34 protein-coding genes are annotated in these 20303 nt (G+C 38.2%); 1 reads left to right on the top strand and 33 read right to left on the bottom strand.

The window, feature by feature from the left end; translation table 11 throughout:
* The first annotated feature begins 60 nt into the window (after positions 1 to 60).
* Entirely contained in the window at positions 61 to 528 is a 468-nt protein-coding gene (locus AAY42_RS16225) for a hypothetical protein (protein WP_055397099.1), read from the top strand.
* 57 nt (positions 529 to 585) lie between these two features.
* Here the strand turns inward: AAY42_RS16225 and AAY42_RS16220 are convergent, their stop codons facing one another.
* From AAY42_RS16220 to rpsJ, 33 genes are all read right to left on the bottom strand, one after another.
* Complete coding sequence (locus AAY42_RS16220; RefSeq protein ID WP_055397097.1) at positions 586 to 1869, bottom strand: citrate synthase; 1284 nt, start codon at positions 1867 to 1869, stop codon at positions 586 to 588.
* Between the two features lie 125 nt (positions 1870 to 1994).
* A complete protein-coding gene (locus AAY42_RS16215; protein ID WP_055397095.1) occupies positions 1995 to 3539 on the bottom strand; it encodes a glycogen synthase in 1545 nt (514 codons plus the stop codon).
* Between the two features lie 123 nt (positions 3540 to 3662).
* Entirely contained in the window at positions 3663 to 4955 is a 1293-nt protein-coding gene (eno, locus tag AAY42_RS16210; protein WP_055397093.1) for a phosphopyruvate hydratase, read from the bottom strand.
* 118 nt (positions 4956 to 5073) lie between these two features.
* Positions 5074 to 6186 carry a glutamine-hydrolyzing carbamoyl-phosphate synthase small subunit gene (gene carA, locus AAY42_RS16205; protein WP_055397091.1) on the bottom strand — a complete coding sequence of 371 codons (1113 nt, stop codon included), beginning with the start codon at positions 6184 to 6186 and terminating at the stop codon, positions 5074 to 5076.
* Positions 6187 to 6282: 96 nt separating this feature from the next.
* Positions 6283 to 6786: a 50S ribosomal protein L17 gene (rplQ, locus tag AAY42_RS16200; protein ID WP_055397089.1), complete on the bottom strand. Its 504-nt coding sequence runs from the start codon at positions 6784 to 6786 to the stop codon at positions 6283 to 6285.
* A 61-nt stretch (positions 6787 to 6847) separates the two neighbouring features.
* Complete coding sequence (locus AAY42_RS16195) at positions 6848 to 7840, bottom strand: DNA-directed RNA polymerase subunit alpha (protein WP_055397087.1); 993 nt, start codon at positions 7838 to 7840, stop codon at positions 6848 to 6850.
* Positions 7841 to 7858: 18 nt separating this feature from the next.
* On the bottom strand, positions 7859 to 8464 hold the full coding sequence (gene rpsD, locus AAY42_RS16190; RefSeq protein ID WP_055397085.1) for a 30S ribosomal protein S4: 606 nt from the start codon (positions 8462 to 8464) through the stop codon (positions 7859 to 7861).
* A 100-nt stretch (positions 8465 to 8564) separates the two neighbouring features.
* Positions 8565 to 8957, bottom strand: a complete 393-nt coding sequence (gene rpsK / locus AAY42_RS16185) for a 30S ribosomal protein S11 (RefSeq protein ID WP_055397083.1) — start codon at positions 8955 to 8957, stop codon at positions 8565 to 8567.
* A gap of 11 nt (positions 8958 to 8968) precedes the next feature.
* Positions 8969 to 9343, bottom strand: coding sequence for a 30S ribosomal protein S13 (gene rpsM / locus AAY42_RS16180; RefSeq protein ID WP_055397081.1), 375 nt, complete (start codon positions 9341 to 9343; stop codon positions 8969 to 8971).
* Positions 9344 to 9345: 2 nt separating this feature from the next.
* The gene (gene ykgO / locus AAY42_RS17990; RefSeq protein ID WP_013305171.1) at positions 9346 to 9462 is read right to left on the bottom strand and encodes a type B 50S ribosomal protein L36; all 117 of its coding nucleotides are present in this window, start codon (positions 9460 to 9462) and stop codon (positions 9346 to 9348) included.
* Between the two features lie 4 nt (positions 9463 to 9466).
* On the bottom strand, positions 9467 to 9682 hold the full coding sequence (infA, locus tag AAY42_RS16175) for a translation initiation factor IF-1 (RefSeq protein WP_014031991.1): 216 nt from the start codon (positions 9680 to 9682) through the stop codon (positions 9467 to 9469).
* 3 nt (positions 9683 to 9685) lie between these two features.
* Positions 9686 to 11029 (bottom strand): preprotein translocase subunit SecY, encoded by a 1344-nt coding sequence (gene secY, locus AAY42_RS16170; RefSeq protein WP_055397079.1) that lies wholly within the window; start codon positions 11027 to 11029, stop codon positions 9686 to 9688.
* Between the two features lie 12 nt (positions 11030 to 11041).
* A complete protein-coding gene (gene rplO, locus AAY42_RS16165; protein ID WP_055397077.1) occupies positions 11042 to 11494 on the bottom strand; it encodes a 50S ribosomal protein L15 in 453 nt (150 codons plus the stop codon).
* A 13-nt stretch (positions 11495 to 11507) separates the two neighbouring features.
* Positions 11508 to 11687 carry a 50S ribosomal protein L30 gene (rpmD, locus tag AAY42_RS16160; protein WP_055397075.1) on the bottom strand — a complete coding sequence of 60 codons (180 nt, stop codon included), beginning with the start codon at positions 11685 to 11687 and terminating at the stop codon, positions 11508 to 11510.
* A 13-nt stretch (positions 11688 to 11700) separates the two neighbouring features.
* Positions 11701 to 12225, bottom strand: coding sequence for a 30S ribosomal protein S5 (gene rpsE / locus AAY42_RS16155; RefSeq protein WP_055397073.1), 525 nt, complete (start codon positions 12223 to 12225; stop codon positions 11701 to 11703).
* A 7-nt stretch (positions 12226 to 12232) separates the two neighbouring features.
* On the bottom strand, positions 12233 to 12586 hold the full coding sequence (gene rplR, locus AAY42_RS16150; protein WP_055397071.1) for a 50S ribosomal protein L18: 354 nt from the start codon (positions 12584 to 12586) through the stop codon (positions 12233 to 12235).
* Between the two features lie 11 nt (positions 12587 to 12597).
* The gene (gene rplF, locus AAY42_RS16145) at positions 12598 to 13140 is read right to left on the bottom strand and encodes a 50S ribosomal protein L6 (RefSeq protein ID WP_055397069.1); all 543 of its coding nucleotides are present in this window, start codon (positions 13138 to 13140) and stop codon (positions 12598 to 12600) included.
* A 19-nt stretch (positions 13141 to 13159) separates the two neighbouring features.
* Entirely contained in the window at positions 13160 to 13558 is a 399-nt protein-coding gene (gene rpsH / locus AAY42_RS16140) for a 30S ribosomal protein S8 (protein WP_055397067.1), read from the bottom strand.
* A 17-nt stretch (positions 13559 to 13575) separates the two neighbouring features.
* Positions 13576 to 13845, bottom strand: a complete 270-nt coding sequence (gene rpsN, locus AAY42_RS16135; RefSeq protein ID WP_055397065.1) for a 30S ribosomal protein S14 — start codon at positions 13843 to 13845, stop codon at positions 13576 to 13578.
* 1 nt (position 13846) lies between these two features.
* Positions 13847 to 14398, bottom strand: a complete 552-nt coding sequence (gene rplE / locus AAY42_RS16130) for a 50S ribosomal protein L5 (protein WP_055397063.1) — start codon at positions 14396 to 14398, stop codon at positions 13847 to 13849.
* 2 nt (positions 14399 to 14400) lie between these two features.
* Positions 14401 to 14712 (bottom strand): 50S ribosomal protein L24, encoded by a 312-nt coding sequence (gene rplX / locus AAY42_RS16125; protein ID WP_055397061.1) that lies wholly within the window; start codon positions 14710 to 14712, stop codon positions 14401 to 14403.
* Between the two features lie 16 nt (positions 14713 to 14728).
* Positions 14729 to 15097, bottom strand: coding sequence for a 50S ribosomal protein L14 (gene rplN, locus AAY42_RS16120; protein ID WP_055397059.1), 369 nt, complete (start codon positions 15095 to 15097; stop codon positions 14729 to 14731).
* A 2-nt stretch (positions 15098 to 15099) separates the two neighbouring features.
* Entirely contained in the window at positions 15100 to 15360 is a 261-nt protein-coding gene (gene rpsQ, locus AAY42_RS16115; protein ID WP_055397057.1) for a 30S ribosomal protein S17, read from the bottom strand.
* A gap of 13 nt (positions 15361 to 15373) precedes the next feature.
* Complete coding sequence (rpmC, locus tag AAY42_RS16110) at positions 15374 to 15565, bottom strand: 50S ribosomal protein L29 (RefSeq protein ID WP_055397055.1); 192 nt, start codon at positions 15563 to 15565, stop codon at positions 15374 to 15376.
* A gap of 19 nt (positions 15566 to 15584) precedes the next feature.
* A complete protein-coding gene (gene rplP / locus AAY42_RS16105; protein ID WP_055397052.1) occupies positions 15585 to 16004 on the bottom strand; it encodes a 50S ribosomal protein L16 in 420 nt (139 codons plus the stop codon).
* Positions 16005 to 16024: 20 nt separating this feature from the next.
* Entirely contained in the window at positions 16025 to 16741 is a 717-nt protein-coding gene (gene rpsC / locus AAY42_RS16100; protein ID WP_055397051.1) for a 30S ribosomal protein S3, read from the bottom strand.
* 8 nt (positions 16742 to 16749) lie between these two features.
* Positions 16750 to 17157 (bottom strand): 50S ribosomal protein L22, encoded by a 408-nt coding sequence (gene rplV, locus AAY42_RS16095; protein ID WP_055397049.1) that lies wholly within the window; start codon positions 17155 to 17157, stop codon positions 16750 to 16752.
* Positions 17158 to 17164: 7 nt separating this feature from the next.
* Positions 17165 to 17443: a 30S ribosomal protein S19 gene (gene rpsS / locus AAY42_RS16090; RefSeq protein ID WP_055397047.1), complete on the bottom strand. Its 279-nt coding sequence runs from the start codon at positions 17441 to 17443 to the stop codon at positions 17165 to 17167.
* A 12-nt stretch (positions 17444 to 17455) separates the two neighbouring features.
* Positions 17456 to 18280, bottom strand: a complete 825-nt coding sequence (gene rplB / locus AAY42_RS16085) for a 50S ribosomal protein L2 (RefSeq protein ID WP_055397045.1) — start codon at positions 18278 to 18280, stop codon at positions 17456 to 17458.
* Positions 18281 to 18289: 9 nt separating this feature from the next.
* Positions 18290 to 18580, bottom strand: a complete 291-nt coding sequence (gene rplW, locus AAY42_RS16080) for a 50S ribosomal protein L23 (RefSeq protein WP_055397043.1) — start codon at positions 18578 to 18580, stop codon at positions 18290 to 18292.
* Between the two features lie 7 nt (positions 18581 to 18587).
* Positions 18588 to 19217: a 50S ribosomal protein L4 gene (gene rplD, locus AAY42_RS16075; RefSeq protein WP_055397041.1), complete on the bottom strand. Its 630-nt coding sequence runs from the start codon at positions 19215 to 19217 to the stop codon at positions 18588 to 18590.
* Positions 19217 to 19834 carry a 50S ribosomal protein L3 gene (rplC, locus tag AAY42_RS16070; RefSeq protein WP_055397999.1) on the bottom strand — a complete coding sequence of 206 codons (618 nt, stop codon included), beginning with the start codon at positions 19832 to 19834 and terminating at the stop codon, positions 19217 to 19219. The genes rplD and rplC overlap by 1 nt, the downstream gene beginning before the upstream one ends.
* A 161-nt stretch (positions 19835 to 19995) precedes the next feature.
* On the bottom strand, positions 19996 to 20301 hold the full coding sequence (rpsJ, locus tag AAY42_RS16065; RefSeq protein ID WP_007094989.1) for a 30S ribosomal protein S10: 306 nt from the start codon (positions 20299 to 20301) through the stop codon (positions 19996 to 19998).
* Between the last annotated feature and the right edge of the window lie 2 nt (positions 20302 to 20303).

The raw sequence follows: 20303 nt of genomic DNA, 5'->3' as shown, positions 1-20303 counted from the left end.
TATTTAAGTGTGAAATTATATAAATTAATTACTACATTTAAAATAAGAAAAAACGTAAAGATGAAAAAAAACACTTTCCTTTTCAGTTTGATCGTTTTAATTGTTTTGGGTTTTACCGTTGAGAATCTTTTCCCTAATATGCTGTCTTTTTCCAAGTCGTTAAACTCAAAAAAAAGTGATGGACTGGATTATTCCAAAAAATATGTAGACTGTATAAATGATGCTGATTTTTTAGCCCGTTCGAATCCAAAATTGGAAGATTATACTGATGAATATCAAGGAATTTTTGAGGAACTGAATTTAAGTTTGGAAAAATACCAACGTTCATTGGACTCCACTATCCAAAATTTAAATACCATTGATGCCCACGAGTTCCTGCACAGTGAATATGAAAAAAGTAAAGGCTTGATTCAAAAGGAAAATACTTCAGAAATAAAACAATATTACCATATTAAAGCAATGGAACTATGCTATACAATGGATAAATCCTTAAATGTGAATTTAAAAGGTAACCCCGAAAAGTTTTAGCAAAAAAAAGACGATTCTAAAAAAATCGCCTTTCTAATATGGTTTGGGGATCTTTCCCTATCTTTTCTCAACGTTAACGAAAGATCTAAGATTTTCTCCTACATACACCTGTCTTGGTCTTCCAATCGGTTCTCCTTTTAACCTCATTTCCCTCCATTGTGCAATCCAACCGGGTAACCTTCCTAAAGCAAACATTACCGTAAACATTTCCGTAGGGATACCCAAAGCACGGTAGATAATACCTGAGTAAAAATCTACATTTGGATATAGCTTTCTTTTTACAAAGTAATCATCTTCCAAGGCTTCTTTTTCAAGGCCTTTTGCAATATCCAAGATTGGATCTTCAATTCCTAAGCTACCCAAAACTTCATCAGCAGATTTCTTGATAATCTTTGCTCTTGGATCAAAATTCTTATAAACTCTATGCCCAAAGCCCATTAGCCTAAATGGGTCATTTTTGTCCTTGGCCTTAGCCATATATTTTTTTGTATCGCCTCCATCTGCTTGAATGGCTTCTAACATTTCTAAAACAGCTTGGTTGGCGCCTCCATGAAGAGGGCCCCATAAAGCTGAAATTCCAGCTGATAAAGATGCGTACAAACCAGCATGTGATGATCCCACAATACGTACTGTTGATGTGGAACAATTCTGTTCGTGATCGGCATGTAAAATCAATAGTTTATCCAATGCGTCAATCACTATTGGGTCTTTTTTATACTCTTGGTTTGGCTTTTTGAACATCATCTTATGGATGTTTTCCACATACCCAAGAGTATCATCGCCATAATCCAATGGTAATCCTTTCTTTTTTCGCTGTGCCCAAGCTACTAAAACAGGAAACTTGGCCAGGATGCGCACTATAGAACTGTACATTGCACTTTCAGAAGAAACGTCTACCGATGTTGGATTAAAAGCTACCAATGCACTGGTTAAAGAGGATAGCACTCCCATGGGATGTGCTGACTTTGGAAAACCATCCAAAATCTTTTTCATCTCTTCATCTACCTGGGATTCTTCTTTGATATCATTATGAAAAGTATCAAGTTGCTCCTTATTTGGTAATTCTCCAAAAATTAAAAGATACGCCACCTCTAGAAAATCAGCTTTCTCGGCTAAATCTTCAATAGAATACCCTCTATACCTTAATATTCCTTTTTCTCCATCCAAAAAAGTGATAGCACTCTCACATGAACCGGTGTTTTTATACCCAGGGTCAATGGTAACCATTCCACTAGATGCCCTAAGTGCTTTTATATCTATAGCAAGTTCATCCTCTGTTCCTTTAATAACAGGGAATTCATATTTTTCACCTTCATATTCAAGTATTGCTTTATCAGACATTGTATGGTTTAAAAGATTAACAAAATAGAGGGTGCAAAATTACGAAAAAGTGGAGCAATTAACAATCTCCTGGGCACATTTATAGTTGTGCAAAAACATAATTAATTGTTAAGTATAAAACAGTATCAGGAAGCTTTAAAATTGTAGAGCACTTTATAGTAGTTGTCCACCGATTTTTTCCAAGTAAATCGCTTTTTTTTGGCTGCGGCTTGGATTTTCTTCCAGGTCGTTTTATCGTTTTTATAAATATCCAAGGCCAAATCGAACCCATCAAGCATACTCTTAATTTTCTCATCATAGGTGTCCCCATCGAAACAGAAGCCTGTCTTCATATGGGAAACGGTATCTTTTAATCCTCCAGTATAATGTACCAAACAAGGATTCCCATTACGCATGGCCAACATTTGGCTTATTCCGCAGGGTTCAAAAAGACTGGGCATAAAATATAGGTCGGATTCCAAGTAAATGGAATCTATTAGGCTTTCAGATTGGCCATTGGTAAAAATGAAATTTTTGTGTTCGTAACTCAATTTTCTAAAAAGCTCTTCATATTCTGGAGCCCCTGTACCCAAAAGCATAAAAATACCGTCAACCTTTTTCAGTTTCTTCAAAATTTCTACGAATGCTTCAGGTGAGCGTCTAAAAAAATAGAACTTTTGTTCGGTCAATCTTGCTATGCTTGATACTATGAATTTAGGGCGCACATCTACATATTCCATTATCTTTTCACCGGTATGGGCCAAGAAATCAGCTTTATATTTTTTTGATTCTTCTTGAAGCCACCTAAAAAGAGCTTTTACCGTATTCCGATAGATAAATCCACTTTCCTCCGCATTAATGTTTTTGTAATTGCAACCGTTTAAAATTCCAAAGAGCCTCCCTTCTTCATCGGCTTTAAGCAAATCTTTTTCCAATCCTTCCCCTCCAATAAACTCTGGGGGAGAGCTTGGCAACAAAATGTCTTCCTTATATGATGGGGAAACGGTATGTACAGCATCGGCAAAACGAATTCCAACGGCCATTAAGTTGATACAATCCTGATATCGATAATCCATTAGGGCCATATAGTCCATTTCTATATGGGGAAACCAATTCCTTACTGATGAATAATTATCATCAAACGGACGGATACCTTGAATGGCCAAGTTATGGATACTGTATACCGTTCGAATCTTCTTTAAGTTTTTATAATCACCGTGGTATTCCCGTAAAAAAAGAAGCAAACTGGAATGCCAGTCGTGCAAGTGAATAATATCCAATTTTCCAAAAGCTCCTTTTTTTATAGCTTCGGCAACTCCGGTACAAAAAATGAAGTACTTTATGGCATCTGTGTAAAAGGGTTCTTCAGGATCATTATGGTATATATGGGCAATGTCCCCTGCCTCAATTTCTGGATGATGTAGCACATAATGAACAATATTGGGATATTCTCTCTTTGGTTTTACTTCATAAAGTTCCGCGGTATAGGTCAAACCTCGAAGTGAAAAATTCAAATTCGTTTTAAATAGACCTTCTTGGTGAAGCCTACTATATGAGGGAACTATTACGTGAACTTTATCACCACGCTGAGAAATTTGCCTGGGAACATCTCTGACCACATCACCCATTCCTCCAGCTTTACAATTAGCCAAGGCATCATTTTCTGCGGCAACAAAAAGAAAATTGTTCATTAGGTAAGTTTTGCTAGTTAATCTTGCTCGGTTTAATTTCTTAAGTTAATCTTTCTTACTGAAACAAAAAAAAGCCTTTCTCAATTTAGAAAGGCTTTTATTATGCTAAAAAATCATTATCTATTACTTTATTTTGAATGCCTTTTCTTGGGGATAGTATGCGGTACTTCCCAATTCCTCCTCAATACGCAACAATTGATTGTACTTGGCCATTCTATCACTTCTTGATGCAGAACCTGTTTTAATCTGCCCTGTATTCAATGCCACGGCCAAATCTGCGATAGTATTATCTTCTGTTTCCCCGGAACGGTGAGACATTACTGAAGTGTATCCCGCATTTTTTGCCATGTTTACAGCTGCAATGGTCTCTGTCAATGTTCCAATTTGGTTTACCTTAATAAGGATTGAATTGGCAATACCGTTTTCAATTCCTCTAGAAAGTCTTTCTACATTGGTCACGAACAAATCATCGCCTACCAACTGTACTTTATCTCCAACTTTATCTGTCAGCATTTTCCAGCCATCCCAATCATTTTCATCCATTCCATCTTCAATAGAAATAATAGGGTATTTTCCACAAAGGTCTGCCAAGTATTGTGCTTGTTCTTCAGAAGTTCTCACAACCCCTTTATCACCTTCAAACTTAGTGTAGTCGTATTTTCCATCAACATAAAATTCTGCTGAGGCACAATCCAAAGCAATCATTACATCATCACCTAATTTATATCCTGCTTTTGCTACTGCCTTTGCAATGGTATCCAAAGCATCTTCGGTTCCGCCTTCCAAAGTTGGTGCAAATCCACCTTCATCTCCTACAGCAGTGCTCAATCCCCTATCATGAAGTACTTTTTTAAGGTTATGGAAGATTTCTGTTCCCATTTGCATGGAATGGCTAAAGTCCTTTGCCTTAACCGGCATTACCATAAATTCTTGAAAGGCAATTGGAGCATCTGAATGGGAACCTCCATTGATAATGTTCATCATGGGTACTGGTAATGTATTTGCGCTTACACCGCCAACATATCTGTATAAAGGCATGCCCAATTCATTTGCGGCGGCTTTTGCAGCTGCAAGGGAAACCCCTAAAATGGCATTCGCACCCAATTTTGATTTATTTGGAGTTCCATCCAAAGCAATCATGGTTTCATCAATATGATTTTGCTCAAAAACCGATGTCCCCACCAATTCCTCGGCAATAGTTGTATTAACATTGTTCACTGCTTGGCCAACACCCTTTCCCATAAAAGAATCTCCACCGTCCCGTAGCTCAACAGCTTCATGCTCTCCTGTAGAAGCACCTGAAGGTACCGCGGCTCTTCCCAAAACTCCGTTTTCGGTAATTACATCTACCTCTACCGTAGGGTTACCTCTTGAATCTAATATCTGTCTTGCATGAATGTTGATAATAATGCTCATTTTGAACTTAAAATTTATGATTGAAATTAATTTAACAAATATACAAAAGGTGGCCTTCTAAGCTTTATGATAATGCTCATAAAACCCTTATAATAACCTAAAAATAAACTATAACGTTTTAGTTGCGACTTGTCTTGATTGCTTCAAAAAACTGGTCGAATAAATAATCTGCATCATGTGGTCCGGGACTGGCTTCAGGGTGATATTGAACGGAAAATACATCTTTGCCCTTCATTTTTATTCCTGCCACGGTATTATCATTCAAATGCAGATGCGTAATCTCCAAATCTTTATTGGACTCTGTTTCTTCCCTATTTACAGCAAAACCATGGTTTTGAGAGGTAATCTCTCCCTTCCCTGTCACCAAATTAAGAATTGGATGGTTTATCCCTCTATGTCCGTTATGCATTTTATAGGTTGAAACTCCATTTGCCAATGCCAATACTTGATGCCCAAGACATATTCCAAACAAAGGTTTGTTGGAATCTATCATTCCCTTGGTAGTTTCGATAGCTTCGGTCAATGGTTCCGGATCTCCTGGGCCATTGGAAATGAAGTATCCATCAGGGTTCCATTTTTCCAATTCTGTAAATGGTGTGTTGTATGGGAATACTTTTATGTAAGCCCCTCTTTTAGCAAGATTCCTAAGGATATTCTTTTTAATTCCAATATCCAAAGCAGAAATCTTATAGGTTGCATTTTCTTCCCCAAAATAATACGGCTCTTTTGTAGAAACCTTGGAGGAAAGTTCCAGACCTACCATACTTGGTACCTTTGCCAATTCTTTCTTTAATTCATCCAATTCATCCACTCGTGTGGAAATCAGAGCGTTCATAGCACCATTATCCCTAATATAGCTCACCAAAGCCCTTGTATCAACATCCGAAATAGCAAAAAGATCGTTCTTGTCCAAAAAATCCAATAGACTCATATCTGCACTTGGCCGAGAATAGTCATAGCTAAAGTTTTTTACGATAAGTCCGGCAATTTTAATGGAATCCGATTCTACTTCTTCCGAATTGGTCCCATAGTTACCAATATGGGCATTTGTGGTTACCATTAATTGTCCAAAGTAAGATGGATCCGTAAAAATTTCTTGATACCCGGTCATTCCTGTATTGAAACATACTTCCCCAACAGCTGTTCCCTCCTTATTCCCGATAGCCTTGCCATAGAAAACAGTACCATCTGCCAGTAATACCAGTGCTTTTTTCTTTGAGTGATACTTCATTGTGATTTTTAATTTCGAGTTTGACAAAAAAACATAAAAAAAGGATAAGTTTTCACTTATCCTTTTTACAATTATCTAATAGTTAATAACATCTTGTTATTCTTCTGAATCATCTGCTGTTTTTGTTTCAGCAACTGGAGCAGCTGCTTCTACTTTTTTACCTCCACCTCTTCTGCTTCTTCTGGTGGTTTTCTTGGCAGGTTTGCCAGCGTTGTAAAGTTCGTTAAAATCAACCAACTCTATCATCGCCATATCAGCGTTATCTCCAAGACGGTTACCCAACTTGATGATTCTTGTATATCCTCCGGGTCTATCCCCAACTTTTTCAGCTACAGTTCCGAACAATTCCGTAACGGCATGCTTACTTCTTAGGTTGCTAAAAACAATCCTTCTGTTGTGAGTACCTTTTTCGGTAGTCTGATTGTTCTCTGCTTTAGACTTGGTAATCAACGGCTCTACAAACTGCTTTAATGCTTTTGCCTTGGCAACCGTAGTGTTGATTCTTTTATGTTCTATTAGGGAACAGGCCATATTGGCCAACATTGCCTTTCTATGGGCCGCTGTTCTACCTAAGTGATTGAATTTTTTTCCGTGTCTCATGTTTTTGTTTTATCATCTTGCTTCCAAACCCGTAAAATCACGAGGAGCAAAATATGATTACTTAATCTTTGTCCAATTTATATTTTGATAGATCCATTCCAAACTGAAGTCCTTTGTTGATTACCAACTCTTCCAATTCGGTCAATGATTTTTTACCAAAGTTTCTGAACTTCATCAAATCATTTTTGTTGAAAGAAACCAAATCTCCCAAAGTATCAACTTCAGCAGCTTTAAGACAGTTCAATGCCCTTACGGACAAGTCCATGTCTACCAATTTGGTTTTCAACAATTGACGCATATGTAATGATTCCTCATCGTATGTCTCAGTCTGTGCGATTTCATCAGCTTCTAATGTAATACGCTCATCAGAGAATAACATGAAGTGGTGAATCAAAACTTTAGCAGCTTCGGTCAACGCATCTTTTGGGTGAATTGAACCGTCAGTAACGATTTCGAAAACCAATTTTTCGTAATCGGTCTTTTGTTCAACCCTAAAGTTCTCAATGCTGTATTTTACATTCTTTACTGGAGTGTAAACAGAATCAACAGCAATGCTTCCCAATGGAGCATTGGATTTTTTGTTTTCCTCAGCTGGAACATATCCACGTCCTTTTTCAATAATAACCTCAAGGTTAATACTTACTTTAGGGTCCATGTTACAGATAACTAAATCTGGATTAAGAACTTGGTACCCTGAAATGAACTTTTGGAAATCTCCAGCGGTCAATTGCTCTTTTCCACTTACTGAAACAGAAACTGTTTCGCTCTCAACATCATCAATCTGTCTTTTAAAACGAACCTGCTTCAGGTTCAATATCATTTCTGTAACGTCTTCAACAACGCCAGGAATAACAGAAAACTCATGCTCAACTCCATCTATACGTACCGAAGTAATTGCAAAACCTTCCAAAGAGGAAAGTAAAACTCTTCGTAACGCATTTCCAACTGTTAATCCATAACCAGGTTCCAAAGGGCGGAATTCAAACTTCCCTTCGAAATCTGTTGAATCTATCATTATAACTTTATCGGGCTTCTGAAAATTTAGTAATGCCATATTGGATTAATGTTGATTTTATTTAGAGTATAACTCGACGATTAATTGTTCCTTGATATTTTCAGGAATCTGCAATCTTTCTGGAATGGCCACAAAAGAACCTTCTTTCTTTTCTGTGTTCCAAGTAATCCATTCGTAAACGCTACTATTGTTATCCAAGGAATTTTGGATTGCTTGAACGGATTTAGATTTTTCCCTAACTCCAACAACATCGCCTGGTTTTAATGAGTATGAAGGAATATTTACGATTTCACCATTTACGATGATGTGCCTGTGCGAAACTAATTGTCTAGCACCGCTTCTGGTAGGAGAAAGTCCCATTCTGTAAACTACATTGTCCAAACGGGATTCACATAGTTGAAGTAAAACCTCACCGGTTACTCCTTTGCTACGGTTTGCTTTATCAAAAAGATTTCTGAATTGCTTTTCCAAAATACCATAGGTATACTTGGCTTTTTGCTTTTCCATCAACTGGATTGCATATTCAGATTTCTTACCACGGCGTCTGTTATTACCGTGTTGTCCTGGAGGGTAACTTTTCTTTTCGAAGGCTTTGTCGTCTCCGAAAATCGCTTCTCCAAATTTTCTAGCGATTTTTGATTTTGGTCCTGTGTATCTTGCCATCTTCTTTTAATTTGAAAGTGCGATTATGAATTAAGGCTTATCCTTCGATAATCTACAAAGCACTTTCGTGAAGACCCATATTGGGCCGATTTATTACTAATTAAACTCTTCTTCTTTTGGGTGGTCTACAACCGTTGTGTGGAAGTGGGGTAACATCAACTATCTCAGTTACCTCAATACCGGCATTGTGGATGGAACGAATAGCAGATTCTCTACCATTTCCAGGTCCTTTCACATATACCTTTACTTTTCTTAAGCCAGCTTCATGTGCTACTTTTGCACAATCTTCGGCTGCTACCTGGGCAGCATAGGGAGTATTCTTTTTAGAACCTCTAAAACCCAACTTACCAGCAGATGACCAAGAAATTACATCTCCCTTTTTGTTGGTAAGGGAAATAATAATATTATTGAATGAAGCTGTAACGTGTGCCTCTCCAGTAGATTCTACAATTACTTTGCGCTTTTTAGCTGTTTTAGTAGTTGCCTTTGCCATACTATTACTTATTATTTAGTTGCCTTTTTCTTGTTGGCAACCGTTTTTCTTTTTCCTTTTCTTGTCCTAGAGTTGTTCTTGGTACGTTGACCTCGTAGTGGTAATCCGGATCTGTGACGAATTCCGCGGTAACAACCAATATCCATCAAACGCTTGATGTTCAATTGTGTTTCTGAACGAAGTTCCCCTTCAATGGTATACGAAGAAACAGCATCCCTGATTCTTCCTATTTCATCATCATTCCAGTCAGAAACTTTAGTATCCTCGTTTACTTGGGCTTTCTCTAAAATCTCTTCTGCCCTACTTTTACCAATTCCGTAAATGTAGGTAAGTGAAATAACTCCACGCTTTTGTTTTGGTATATCTACACCTGCGATTCTTGCCATAATTACCCTTGTCTTTGTTTAAATCTAGGATTCTTTTTGTTGATTACGTATAATCTGCCTTTTCTGCGAACTATCTTGCAGTCGGCGCTTCTTTTCTTAACTGATGCTCTAACTTTCATCGTATTAGTATCTGTAAGTAATTCTTGCTTTTGTTAAATCGTATGGGCTCATTTCAAGTTTCACCTTGTCTCCTGGAAGTAACTTTATATAATGCATCCGCATTTTCCCAGAAATATGTGCCGTAACAACATGACCGTTCTCTAATTCAACTCTAAACATTGCGTTTGACAATGCTTCAATTATAGTTCCGTCCTGTTCTATTGCTGGCTGTTTTGCCATAAATTATGCTACTTTTCTATTTTTACCGGTTTTCATCAAACCATCATAATGTCTGTTCAACAAATAAGAATTTATCTGTTGTACTGTATCTATTGCAACACCCACCATAATCAATAGTGATGTACCTCCGTAAAATAATGCCCAACCTGCCTGCACATCCATCAACTTAACAACTACAGCAGGTAAAACTGCCAATAGTGCCAAGAAAACAGAACCTGGCAAGGTTATCAATGACATGATTTTGTCCAAGAAATCCCCAGTTTCCTTACCTGGTCTAATTCCAGGAATGAATCCTCCACTTCTTTTTAAATCATCGGCCATTTTGTTCGTAGGAACTGTAATAGCCGTATAGAAATAGGTAAATATGATAATCAATACAGCAAACAATATATTGTAAGCCAATCCGAAGATATCTGCAAACTGTACCTCCATCCACTGACCCGCTGCTGTATTATTAAAGGTTTTACCCAATAAACTTGGCGCAAACATAATTGCTTGTGCAAAAATGATAGGCATTACCCCAGACGCATTCAACTTTAATGGAATATATTGTCTGGATCCCATAATGTTTTTCTCATAACCACCAGATGCAGTTCTTCGTGCATACTGAACTGGAATCTGCCTTACCGCCATTACCAATAGTACACTGGCCAATATTACCAAGAACCAAATAATAACTTCAATAAGGATAAACATAATACCTCCAGTATTGTTAGTTGTTCTTGAAATAAATTCTTGAACAAAAGACTGAGGCATTGTGGCTATAATACCAATCATGATCAACAAAGAAATACCATTACCGATTCCTTTATCCGTAATCTTTTCTCCCAACCACATTGCAAATACACATCCGGTAACCAATATAATCACGGCAGGAATAATGAAATCAGCACCTTTTCCCAATACAAAAGCGCTATCTGGAACTCCAAGAGCACCCAAACCAAATAAATAAGCAGGGGCTTGAACGATACAGATTGCAATGGTCAACCATCTTGTAATCTGGTTGATAGTTTTTCTACCGCTTTCTCCTTCCTTCTGTAGCTTTTGTAGATAAGGAATTGCAATTCCCATCAACTGCACCACAATAGAAGCAGAAATATATGGCATGATTCCCAAAGCAAATACAGAAGCATTTGCAAAAGCTCCACCTGTAAAAGCATTAAGCAAGCCAAGTATTCCCTCTCCAGCTGCACTGTTTAATTGCGCTAGTTGGGAAGTATCAATACCTGGAAGGACAACTTGGGCACCAAAACGATACACTATAAGCAAACCAAGGGTAACAAGAATTCGTTGTCTTAGTTCTTCTATCTTCCAAATATTTGATATGGTCTCAATAAATTTCTTCATGCCTTATTTTACTTATAAACTTATTGCCTCTCCTCCTGCGGCCTCAATCGCTGCTTTAGCAGAAGCAGTAAATTTATGTACTGAAATTTTCAAAGGTGCTTTTAATTCACCATCTCCCAAAATTTTCACCAAATCATTCTTGCCAGCCAATCTGTTCTCAACAAGAATATCCAACGTAACTTCTTTTTTAAGAGTTCCATTGTCAACCAATTCTTGCAATTTGCCCAAATTGATTCCTTGATATTCTTTTCTGTTGATGTTCTTAAAACCAAATTTAGGAACACGACGTTGCAAAGGCATTTGTCCACCTTCAAAACCAATCTTTTTGGAATATCCGGACCTAGACTTTGCACCTTTATGACCTCTTGCGGCAGTTCCGCCTTTACCAGAAGCTTGACCTCTTCCTAAGCGTTTTCCATCTCTGTTAACAGCGCCTTCTGCTGGTTTAAGATTATGTAAATCCATGTACCCTTATATTTTAAGCTTCCTCTGTGGAAACCAAGTGTTTTACCTTATTAATCATTCCAAGGATATTAGGCGTTGCATCGTGTTCAACAACATGCCCAATCTTGCGCAAACCAAGGGCTTCTAAAGTCCTTTTCTGGTTTTGAGTCCTCTTGATGGCGCTCTTTACTTGTTTAACCTTAATCTTTGACATAATATCCTCTTATTTATCCCTTAAAGACTTTTTCCAAAGAAATACCTCTTTGATTGGCTACAGTTTGTGCTCCCCTCAATTGTAAAAGCGCATCAAAAGTCGCCTTAACAACATTATGCGGATTGGAAGAACCTTGTGATTTTGATAGTACATCCTGTACCCCCACTGCTTCCAATACTGCTCTAACCGCACCACCTGCAATAACTCCCGTACCATGAGATGCTGGCTGAATATATACTCGTGCGCCACCAAACTTTCCTTTCTGCTCATGGGGAAGTGTGCCTTTGTTCAAAGGAATTCTTATCAAATTCTTTTTGGCGTCTTCAATAGCCTTGGCAATAGCAGTAGCAACTTCTTTAGATTTTCCTAAACCATGTCCTACCACACCATTCTCATCACCAACAACAACTATTGCCGAAAAACCGAATGCTCTACCACCTTTGGTAACCTTGGTAACCCTTTGGACACCAACCAAACGATCTTTCAACTCCAGTCCACCTGGCTTAACTGTTTCTACGTTTTTGTATTTCTGGTACATAGTCTTATTAGAATTTTAGTCCTGCTTCCCTTGCGCCTTCGGCCAATGATTTAACTCTACCGTGATAAAGATTTCCACCTCTATCAAAAGCTACAGTTTCAACACCAAGCTTAATTGCCTTCTCTGCAATTGCTTTTCCAACTTGGGTGGCAACTTCGGTTTTAGTTCCTTTCACTTCTACTCCTTTATCTCTTGATGATGCAGCAGCCAAAGTAACTCCTTTGTTGTCATCAATCAATTGAGCGTATATCTCTTTATTACTTCTGAAAACAGACAACCTTGGTCGTGCTTCAGTACCAGAAGACACTTTTCGTATTCTTCTTCTGATTCGTAATTTTCTTTCTGTCTTAGATAATCCCATAGTGCTACTAATTATGCTGATTTACCTGCTTTTCTTCTTAATTGTTCTCCTACGAACTTAATTCCTTTTCCTTTGTAAGGCTCCGGCTTACGGAATGCCCTTATCTTGGCTGCTACCTGACCTACCAATTGTTTGTCATGAGACATTAATTTTACGATTGGGTTTTTACCTTTTTCGGAAATAGTCTCAATCTTTACTTCTGGAGCAACATTCAGTACAATATTGTGTGAAAAACCTAGAGCCAAATCCAATTTTTGTCCTTGGTTACTTGCTCTATATCCTACACCTACCAGTTCCAATTCCTTGGTCCATCCCTTAGCAACTCCTTCTATCATATTAGATACCAAGGAACGATATAGTCCATGCTTTGCTTTGTGTTCTTTAGAATCAGAAGGTCTTGCAATATGAGCACTTCCATCTTCAACCTTTATTGCAACTCCTGAAAATTCTTGGGAAAGCTCCCCCAACTTACCTTTAACGGTAACTACATTCTCGTTCACCTCTACAGTGACACCTTCTGGAATTGTAATTGGATTGTTACCTATTCTAGACATCTTTTTTCTCTTTAGTCAATTAATAAACGTAGCACAATACTTCGCCACCTACGTTATCTTGCTTTGCTTGTTTGCTTGTCATAACACCATGGGATGTTGAAACTATAGCAACGCCCAATCCGTTAAGAACTCTTGGAAGCTCCTCTGAACCTGCATATTTACGAAGTCCAGGCTTACTTACCCTCTGCAATTTTTTTATCACAGGTTCTTTCGTAAACTTATCATACTTCAAGGCAATTTTTATGTTTCCCTGAACTTTGTTATCCTCGAACTTGTAGCTCAAAATATATCCTTGATCGAACAATATTTTGGTAATCTGTCTTTTTAGATTGGAAGCAGGAATATCCACTACCCTATGACCTGCGCTACTGGCATTTCTAATTCTGGTCAAATAATCTGAAATTGGATCTGTAAGCATTTCTTTTCTTTATCTAATTACCAACTTGCTTTTTTAACTCCCGGTATCAAACCTTGATTGGCCATCTCCCTAAAAGTTACCCTAGATATACCAAATGTTCTCATATACCCTCTTGGTCTACCTGTTAATTTGCAACGATTTCGCATACGAACTGGAGACGCATTTTTAGGAAGCTTTTGTAAAGCCTCATAATCACCAGCTTCTTTTAAAGCTTTTCTCTTTTCAGCATATTTTGCTACCGTTTTTGCCCTTTTTACCTCACGGGCTTTCATTGATTCCTTAGCCATACTAGTTCTTTTTAAAGGGTAATCCCATTTCGGTTAACAATGATTTTGCTTCTTTATCTGTACTGGCAGAAGTAACAAATGTGATATCCATTCCGTTAATTCTGTTTATTTTATCGATATTGATCTCTGGAAAAATAATCTGCTCAGTAACACCCAAGCTATAATTTCCTCTTCCGTCAAAACCAGTAGCCTTTATGCCTTGAAAATCTCGTACCCTAGGTAGCGCAGATGTAATCAATCTATCTAAAAACTCATACATTCTTTCACCTCTAAGGGTTACTTTGGCACCAATTGGCATTCCTTTTCTCAATTTGAAGGTAGCCACATCCTTTTTAGAAAGCGTAGACACTGCTTTTTGACCAGTAATATTGGTCAATTCATCAACAGCATGGTCAATCAATTTCTTGTCAGATACTGCAGCTCCCACTCCACGGCTTACTACAATCTTTTCCAATTTAGGAACTTGCATTACATTTTTGTAACCAAACTCGTCAGATAGTGCTTTAACAACACGCTCTTTATATTCTGTTTTTAATCTTGGAATGTAACTCATAACTAAATTACTTCATTGGATTTTTTGGCAAGCCTAACTTTCTTTCCATCCCTTACTTCATATCCTACACGTGTAGTCTCACCAGATTTTGGATCGATCAACGATAGATTGGAAATATGTATTGGGGCTTCCTTTTTTACAATTCCTCCCTGAGGGTTTTGAGCACTTGGCTTCTCATGTTTTGAAACGGTATTTACACCTTCCACGATAGCCTTGTTTTTTTCACGGTCAACCTGAAGTATTTTTCCCTCAGTGCCTTTGTGGTCTCCCGCAATGACTTTTACCGTATCCCCTGTTTTTATTTTCAACTTCATCTTTCTGAAATTTCTTTTAAAGCACCTCTGGAGCTAGTGAAACAATCTTCATGAACTGTTTGTCCCTAAGCTCTCTGGCAACTGGTCCAAAAACCCTAGTTCCTCTCATTTCTCCTGTCGGATTCAGCAAAACACAAGCGTTGTCATCAAAACGGATATAAGAACCATCTGGTCTTCTTACTTCCTTCTTTGTTCTAACCACAACAGCTGTAGAAACAGAACCTTTTTTTACTGTTCCATTGGGAGCAGCTTCCTTAACGGTAACTACAATCTTATCACCTAATGAAGCATATCTTCTTTTTGTTCCTCCAAGTACGCGGATGGTCAAAACTTCTTTTGCACCTGTATTGTCCGCAACCTTTAATCTAGATTCTTGCTGTAACATAATTATTTAGCTCTTTCAAGGATTTCAACCAGTCTCCAACATTTAGTCTTACTCAATGGTCTGGTTTCCATTATTTTCACAGTATCGCCTTCTTTGCAATCATTCTTTTCGTCATGGGCAACATACTTCTTGGTCTTTAAAACGAACTTACCGTACATAGGGTGCTTAACTCGCTTTACCTCGGCAACCACAATAGATTTCTCCATTTTGTTGCTGGTAACAACCCCTATTCTCTCTTTTCTTAAATTTCTTTTTTCTTCCATAAGGCAGAACCAATTATTGTAATTCCCTTTTTGTTAATTCTGTTGCAAGTCTTGCCACCGTCCTTCTTGTTTTTCTAATCTGCAAAGGATTCTCCAATGGTGTAACCGAGTGTGCAATTTTCAAATCTGCATGTTGCTTTTTAAACTCAGTCAACCTTTCCTTTAACTCTTCAATTGAAAGTTCTTTTATTTCTGCTTGTTTCATCTTTCTTCCCAATTAAAAATTAAGCGGAATAATCCCTAGCTACGATAAACTTAGTTTTCACTGGCAGTTTTTGCGCAGCAAGTCTCAAAGCTTCCTTTGCGATGTCCATAGGGACACCAGCTACCTCAAACATGATTCTTCCAGGCTTAACAACGGCTACCCAATATTCTGGAGCACCTTTACCTTTACCCATACGTACTTCAAGAGGCTTTTTTGTGATAGGCTTGTCTGGGAATATCTTGATCCACAACTGACCTTGCCTTTTCATATACCTTGTCGCAGCAATACGTGCAGCCTCTATCTGACGGGAAGTAATGAAGTGTGAATCCAAAGACTTTATACCGAACATTCCATTGGAAAGTTGGTGTCCTCTTTGGGAATTCCCTTTCATACGCCCCTTCTGGGCTTTACGAAATTTTGTTCTTTTTGGCTGTAACATTTTACCTTTACTTTATCTTATTACTTTCTACGACGTTGTGGCTTCTTACCATCTCGTTTGTCGCCTTTTCCTTGACCTTTGGACAATCCTACTAATGGGGAAAGCTCTCTCTTACCATAAACCTCACCCTTCATAATCCAAACCTTGATTCCCAGTCTTCCATATGTAGTATGCGCTTCATGTAAAGCATAATCTACATCTGCACGGAAAGTTGATAATGGAATCCTTCCTTCCTTATAAGACTCAGAACGCGCCATTTCAGCACCGTTCAAACGTCCAGAAATCTGAATTTTGATACCTTCCGCGTTCATACGGATTGCAGCCGCAACAGCCATTTTAATAGCCCTTCTGTAAGAAATTCTACTTTCAATTTGTCTTGCAACACTTGCAGCAACCAAATTGGCATCAAGCTCAGGTCTCTTTATCTCATGAATATTGATTTGAACCTCTTTGTTGGTGATTTTCTTAAGTTCTTCCTTAAGTTTATCAACCTCCTGTCCACCTTTACCAATGATAATACCAGGTCTAGCCGTAGTAATGGTAATAGTGATCAATTTTAAGGTTCTCTCAATAATTACCCTAGACACACTGGCTTTTGCCAAACGTGCGTGGATATATTTTCTTATTTTATCATCCTCAGCCAGCTTATCGCCGTAATCGTTACCGCCGTACCAGTTGGATTCCCATCCTCTGATTATTCCTAAGCGATTTCCTATCGGATTGGTCTTTTGTCCCATATTATACTCTAGCTTTGAACGTTGTTATTAGCTTCCAAGATCATGGTAACATGGTTGGAACGTTTTCTAATTCTATGTGCTCTTCCTTGCGGTGCAGGACGTAGTCTTTTCAACATAGTTCCCCCATCCACTCGAATTTCTTTAACGATAAGGTCAGCATCTTCAATACTAGCCTCTTCATTTTTAGCTTCCCAGTTAGCAATTGCAGAAAGTAACAATTTCTCTATCTTTCTTGAAGCTTCTTTAGGATTGAACCTCAAAATTGCAAGTGCCATTTCTACCTGTTTTCCTCTAATCAAGTCAGCGACCAAACGCATTTTTCTTGGAGAAGTTGGGCAATTGTTCAACTTGGCTATAGCAAGTTGCTTTTTCTCTTCTTTTAACCTTTCGGCCATTTGTCTTTTACGAACTCCCATAGCTTACTTACTTTTTACCTTTGTTTTTAGCTCCTGCATGACCTCTAAAAGATCGTGTAGGTGAAAATTCTCCAAGTTTGTGACCTACCATGTTTTCTGTTACATACACAGGAACAAATTGTCTCCCGTTGTGCACAGCTATGGTTTGTCCTACGAAATCAGGTGTTATCATTGAGGCTCTAGACCATGTTTTGATAACCGATTTCTTACCTGAATCTATATTGTTCTGGACTTTCTTTTCCAGACTATGATGAACGTAAGGTCCTTTTTTTAATGAACGTGCCATTTACTTTTTCTTTTATTTCTTTCTACGTTCTATGATATATCTATTGGTGTCTTTAGTCTTGGAACGTGTTCTAAATCCTTTAGCTGGAATACCGTTCTTAGATCTTGGATGACCTCCAGAAGCCCTTCCTTCACCACCACCCATTGGGTGATCAACAGGGTTCATGGCTACTGGTCTAGTTCTTGGTCTTCTGCCCAACCATCTGCTTCTACCTGCTTTACCAGATACTAACAATTGGTGGTCAGAATTGGAAACAGCTCCAATAGTAGCCAAACAATTGGCTAAAATCATACGAGTTTCTCCAGATGGCAATTTAATGGTAACAAACTTTCCGTCCTTTGCCATTAATTGCGCAAATGTACCTGCACTTCTTGCCATAACAGCTCCTTGACCGGGTCTTAATTCGATACATGAAATAATAGTACCCAATGGAATTTCACTTAATGGAAGTGCATTTCCAATTTCTGGAGCAGCTTTTGAACCAGAAGATATCTTCTGACCTACTTGCATTCCGTTTTGGGCAACCACATATCTCTTTTCACCATCTTTGTATTCAATCAAAGCGATAAATGCAGTTCTGTTGGGATCGTACTGGATTGATACAATAGTAGCATCTACTCCTTGTTTATCTCTTTTGAAATCGATAACACGATACCTTCTTTTATGCCCACCACCTCTATGGCGAATGGTCATTTTTCCTTGACTGTTCCTACCACCTGACTTTTTTAACGGAGCAAGCAAGCTTTTCTCCGGCTTATCAGTAGTGATGGCGTCAAATCCATTCACTACTCTAAAACGCTGTCCAGGGGTTATCGGTTTTAATTTTCTAACTGACATTTCTCGTCTTTATAGATTACTGTAAAAATCAATAATATCACCTTCCGCTACGTCAACAATTGCTTTCTTCAAAGCATTTGTCTTTCCGTGTTGGATTCCTGTTTTTGTATAACGACTCTTACGATTTGGACCATAGTTCATGGTTCTTACCTTTTCCACAGAAACACCATAAGTAGCCTCAACAGCTTCCTTAATTTGAAGCTTGTTGGCCGTTGGAGCAACGTAGAAACCATAACGATTGAAAAGCTCGCTGTCAGCGGTCATTTTTTCCGTAATGATTGGTTTTATCAACACACTCATGATTTTCTTATTTCTTTAGGTTCGATTCTATTCCCTCCAAAGCACTTTCGGTCAATACTACATTTCCAGCGTTAACTATCTTGTAAGTACTTAATTCTGAACTAGTTATAACTTCGGAACGCTCCAAATTGCGCGACGACAAATATACATTATTATTTGAATCGCCCAACACTATAAGAGACTTTTTATTTTCTATTCCAAGAGAGGCTAAAAATGCTTTAAAATCCTTGGTTTTTGGAGCTTCAAAATTGAAATCCTCAACAACAAGCAAAGCTTTGTCTTTTGACTTCAATGTTAAGGCTGATTTACGAGCCAAACGCTTAACATTCTTGTTCAATTTTTGGGTGTAATCTTTTGGTCTTGGACCAAAAATTCTACCACCACCTCTAAAAATAGGAGATTTAATACTACCTGCTCTTGCAGTACCCGTTCCCTTTTGTTTCTTGATCTTTCTTGTACTACCCGCAATCTCAGCTCTCTCCTTTGCCTTGTGAGTACCTTGTCTTTGGTGCGCTAAATATTGCTTAACATCTAAATAGATGGCATGCTCATTAGGTTCTATAGCGAAAACATCTTTAGAAAGGTCAACCTTTCTTCCTGTTTCTTTTCCTTTAATATCTAAAACTGCAACCTTCATTACTTCTCAATTGTTACGTAAGCATTCTTATGGCCTGGAACCGCACCCTTCACTACGATAAGGTTTTTCTCAGGAACCACTTTCAATACTCTCAAGTTTTGAACTGTTACCCTCTCACCACCCATTCTACCGGCCATTTTCATTCCTTTGAAAACTCTAGCAGGATACGAAGCAGCACCAATAGAACCAGGGGCTCTTAATCTGTTGTGTTGACCGTGGGTTGCTTGACCAACACCGGCAAAGCCGTGTCTTTTCACAACACCTTGAAAACCTTTACCTTTTGATGTACCAATAACATCAACAAACTCTCCTTCTGTGAAAAGCTCTACATTTAAAGTATCTCCTAGTTTAAATTCACCTTCAAAATCCCGGAACTCAACGACTTTCTTTTTAGGAGAAGCACCTGCTTTTTTAGCATGGCCTAATTCGGCCTTGTTTGCACGTTTTTCTGCCTTGTCATCGAAACCAAGCTGAAGGGCACTGTACCCGTCGACCTCTTCGGTTCTGACTTGGGTAATCACGCATGGTCCAGCTTCAATAACGGTACATGGAATATTTTTTCCATTCTCGTCGAAGATGCTGGTCATACCGATTTTTCTTCCTATTAACCCAGACATATATTTAATTATTAATTGTTTACTTTTTGTTACGCCAATTTCTTGGCAAAAAAATTGGGTCAAAGAAAAAGATTCTGTGACCCAGATATTTTTCTTATTCCCGTTTTTCCATCGCACGCAGCTCCGGACATGTCCACCTTTCTCTCAAAAGGCGTGCAAATTTATACTTTTATTTCGACTTCTACACCACTCGGAAGCTCTAATTTCATTAAAGCATCAATGGTTTTTGAAGAAGAACTGTAAATATCCAATAACCTCTTATAAGAACTCAATTGGAACTGCTCTCTTGATTTTTTGTTCACGTGTGGTGAACGCAAAACTGTAAATATTTTCTTGTGCGTTGGCAATGGAATTGGACCCGTAACCACAGCACCTGTTGTCTTAACTGTTTTTACAATCTTCTCAGCGGATTTGTCCACTAAATTATGATCGTAAGATTTAAGTTTTATTCTAATTTTTTGACTCATCT

Origin of the sequence: Flagellimonas eckloniae (assembly GCF_001413955.1) — a bacterium.
GTDB lineage: Bacteria > Bacteroidota > Bacteroidia > Flavobacteriales > Flavobacteriaceae > Flagellimonas > Flagellimonas eckloniae.
The sequence above is the reverse complement of the archived record's forward strand: the minus strand, read 5'-3'. Positions and strand labels throughout refer to the sequence as shown.

Coding starts and splice junctions, on each gene's coding strand:
- rpsK (WP_055397083.1), bottom strand. CDS start 8,957: ATGGCAAAGGCAACTACTAAAACAGCTAAAAAGCGCAAAGTAATTGTA.
- AAY42_RS16195 (WP_055397087.1), bottom strand. CDS start 7,840: ATGGCATTACTAAATTTTCAGAAGCCCGATAAAGTTATAATGATAGAT.
- rplR (WP_055397071.1), bottom strand. CDS start 12,586: ATGGGATTATCTAAGACAGAAAGAAAATTACGAATCAGAAGAAGAATA.
- rplP (WP_055397052.1), bottom strand. CDS start 16,004: ATGTTACAGCCAAAAAGAACAAAATTTCGTAAAGCCCAGAAGGGGCGT.
- rpmD (WP_055397075.1), bottom strand. CDS start 11,687: ATGTCAAAGATTAAGGTTAAACAAGTAAAGAGCGCCATCAAGAGGACT.
- rplQ (WP_055397089.1), bottom strand. CDS start 6,786: ATGAGACACGGAAAAAAATTCAATCACTTAGGTAGAACAGCGGCCCAT.
- rplB (WP_055397045.1), bottom strand. CDS start 18,280: ATGTCAGTTAGAAAATTAAAACCGATAACCCCTGGACAGCGTTTTAGA.
- rpsC (WP_055397051.1), bottom strand. CDS start 16,741: ATGGGACAAAAGACCAATCCGATAGGAAATCGCTTAGGAATAATCAGA.
- AAY42_RS16225 (WP_055397099.1), top strand. CDS start 61: ATGAAAAAAAACACTTTCCTTTTCAGTTTGATCGTTTTAATTGTTTTG.
- secY (WP_055397079.1), bottom strand. CDS start 11,029: ATGAAGAAATTTATTGAGACCATATCAAATATTTGGAAGATAGAAGAA.
- rpsS (WP_055397047.1), bottom strand. CDS start 17,443: ATGGCACGTTCATTAAAAAAAGGACCTTACGTTCATCATAGTCTGGAA.
- rpsM (WP_055397081.1), bottom strand. CDS start 9,343: ATGGCAAGAATCGCAGGTGTAGATATACCAAAACAAAAGCGTGGAGTT.
- AAY42_RS16220 (WP_055397097.1), bottom strand. CDS start 1,869: ATGTCTGATAAAGCAATACTTGAATATGAAGGTGAAAAATATGAATTC.
- rplE (WP_055397063.1), bottom strand. CDS start 14,398: ATGAGTTACATTCCAAGATTAAAAACAGAATATAAAGAGCGTGTTGTT.
- infA (WP_014031991.1), bottom strand. CDS start 9,682: ATGGCAAAACAGCCAGCAATAGAACAGGACGGAACTATAATTGAAGCA.
- rplN (WP_055397059.1), bottom strand. CDS start 15,097: ATGTTACAGCAAGAATCTAGATTAAAGGTTGCGGACAATACAGGTGCA.
- rpsN (WP_055397065.1), bottom strand. CDS start 13,845: ATGGCTAAGGAATCAATGAAAGCCCGTGAGGTAAAAAGGGCAAAAACG.
- rpsE (WP_055397073.1), bottom strand. CDS start 12,225: ATGTACCAGAAATACAAAAACGTAGAAACAGTTAAGCCAGGTGGACTG.
- ykgO (WP_013305171.1), bottom strand. CDS start 9,462: ATGAAAGTTAGAGCATCAGTTAAGAAAAGAAGCGCCGACTGCAAGATA.
- rplF (WP_055397069.1), bottom strand. CDS start 13,140: ATGTCTAGAATAGGTAACAATCCAATTACAATTCCAGAAGGTGTCACT.
- rpmC (WP_055397055.1), bottom strand. CDS start 15,565: ATGAAACAAGCAGAAATAAAAGAACTTTCAATTGAAGAGTTAAAGGAA.
- rpsD (WP_055397085.1), bottom strand. CDS start 8,464: ATGGCAAGATACACAGGACCAAAATCAAAAATCGCTAGAAAATTTGGA.
- rplO (WP_055397077.1), bottom strand. CDS start 11,494: ATGGATTTACATAATCTTAAACCAGCAGAAGGCGCTGTTAACAGAGAT.
- rpsJ (WP_007094989.1), bottom strand. CDS start 20,301: ATGAGTCAAAAAATTAGAATAAAACTTAAATCTTACGATCATAATTTA.
- rplV (WP_055397049.1), bottom strand. CDS start 17,157: ATGGGAGTTCGTAAAAGACAAATGGCCGAAAGGTTAAAAGAAGAGAAA.
- rplC (WP_055397999.1), bottom strand. CDS start 19,834: ATGTCTGGGTTAATAGGAAGAAAAATCGGTATGACCAGCATCTTCGAC.
- rplX (WP_055397061.1), bottom strand. CDS start 14,712: ATGAAGTTGAAAATAAAAACAGGGGATACGGTAAAAGTCATTGCGGGA.
- rplW (WP_055397043.1), bottom strand. CDS start 18,580: ATGAGTGTGTTGATAAAACCAATCATTACGGAAAAAATGACCGCTGAC.
- eno (WP_055397093.1), bottom strand. CDS start 4,955: ATGAGCATTATTATCAACATTCATGCAAGACAGATATTAGATTCAAGA.
- rpsH (WP_055397067.1), bottom strand. CDS start 13,558: ATGCTTACAGATCCAATTTCAGATTATTTGACCAGAATTAGAAATGCC.
- rplD (WP_055397041.1), bottom strand. CDS start 19,217: ATGAAGGTTGCAGTTTTAGATATTAAAGGAAAAGAAACAGGAAGAAAG.
- rpsQ (WP_055397057.1), bottom strand. CDS start 15,360: ATGGAAGAAAAAAGAAATTTAAGAAAAGAGAGAATAGGGGTTGTTACC.
- carA (WP_055397091.1), bottom strand. CDS start 6,186: ATGAAGTATCACTCAAAGAAAAAAGCACTGGTATTACTGGCAGATGGT.
- AAY42_RS16215 (WP_055397095.1), bottom strand. CDS start 3,539: ATGAACAATTTTCTTTTTGTTGCCGCAGAAAATGATGCCTTGGCTAAT.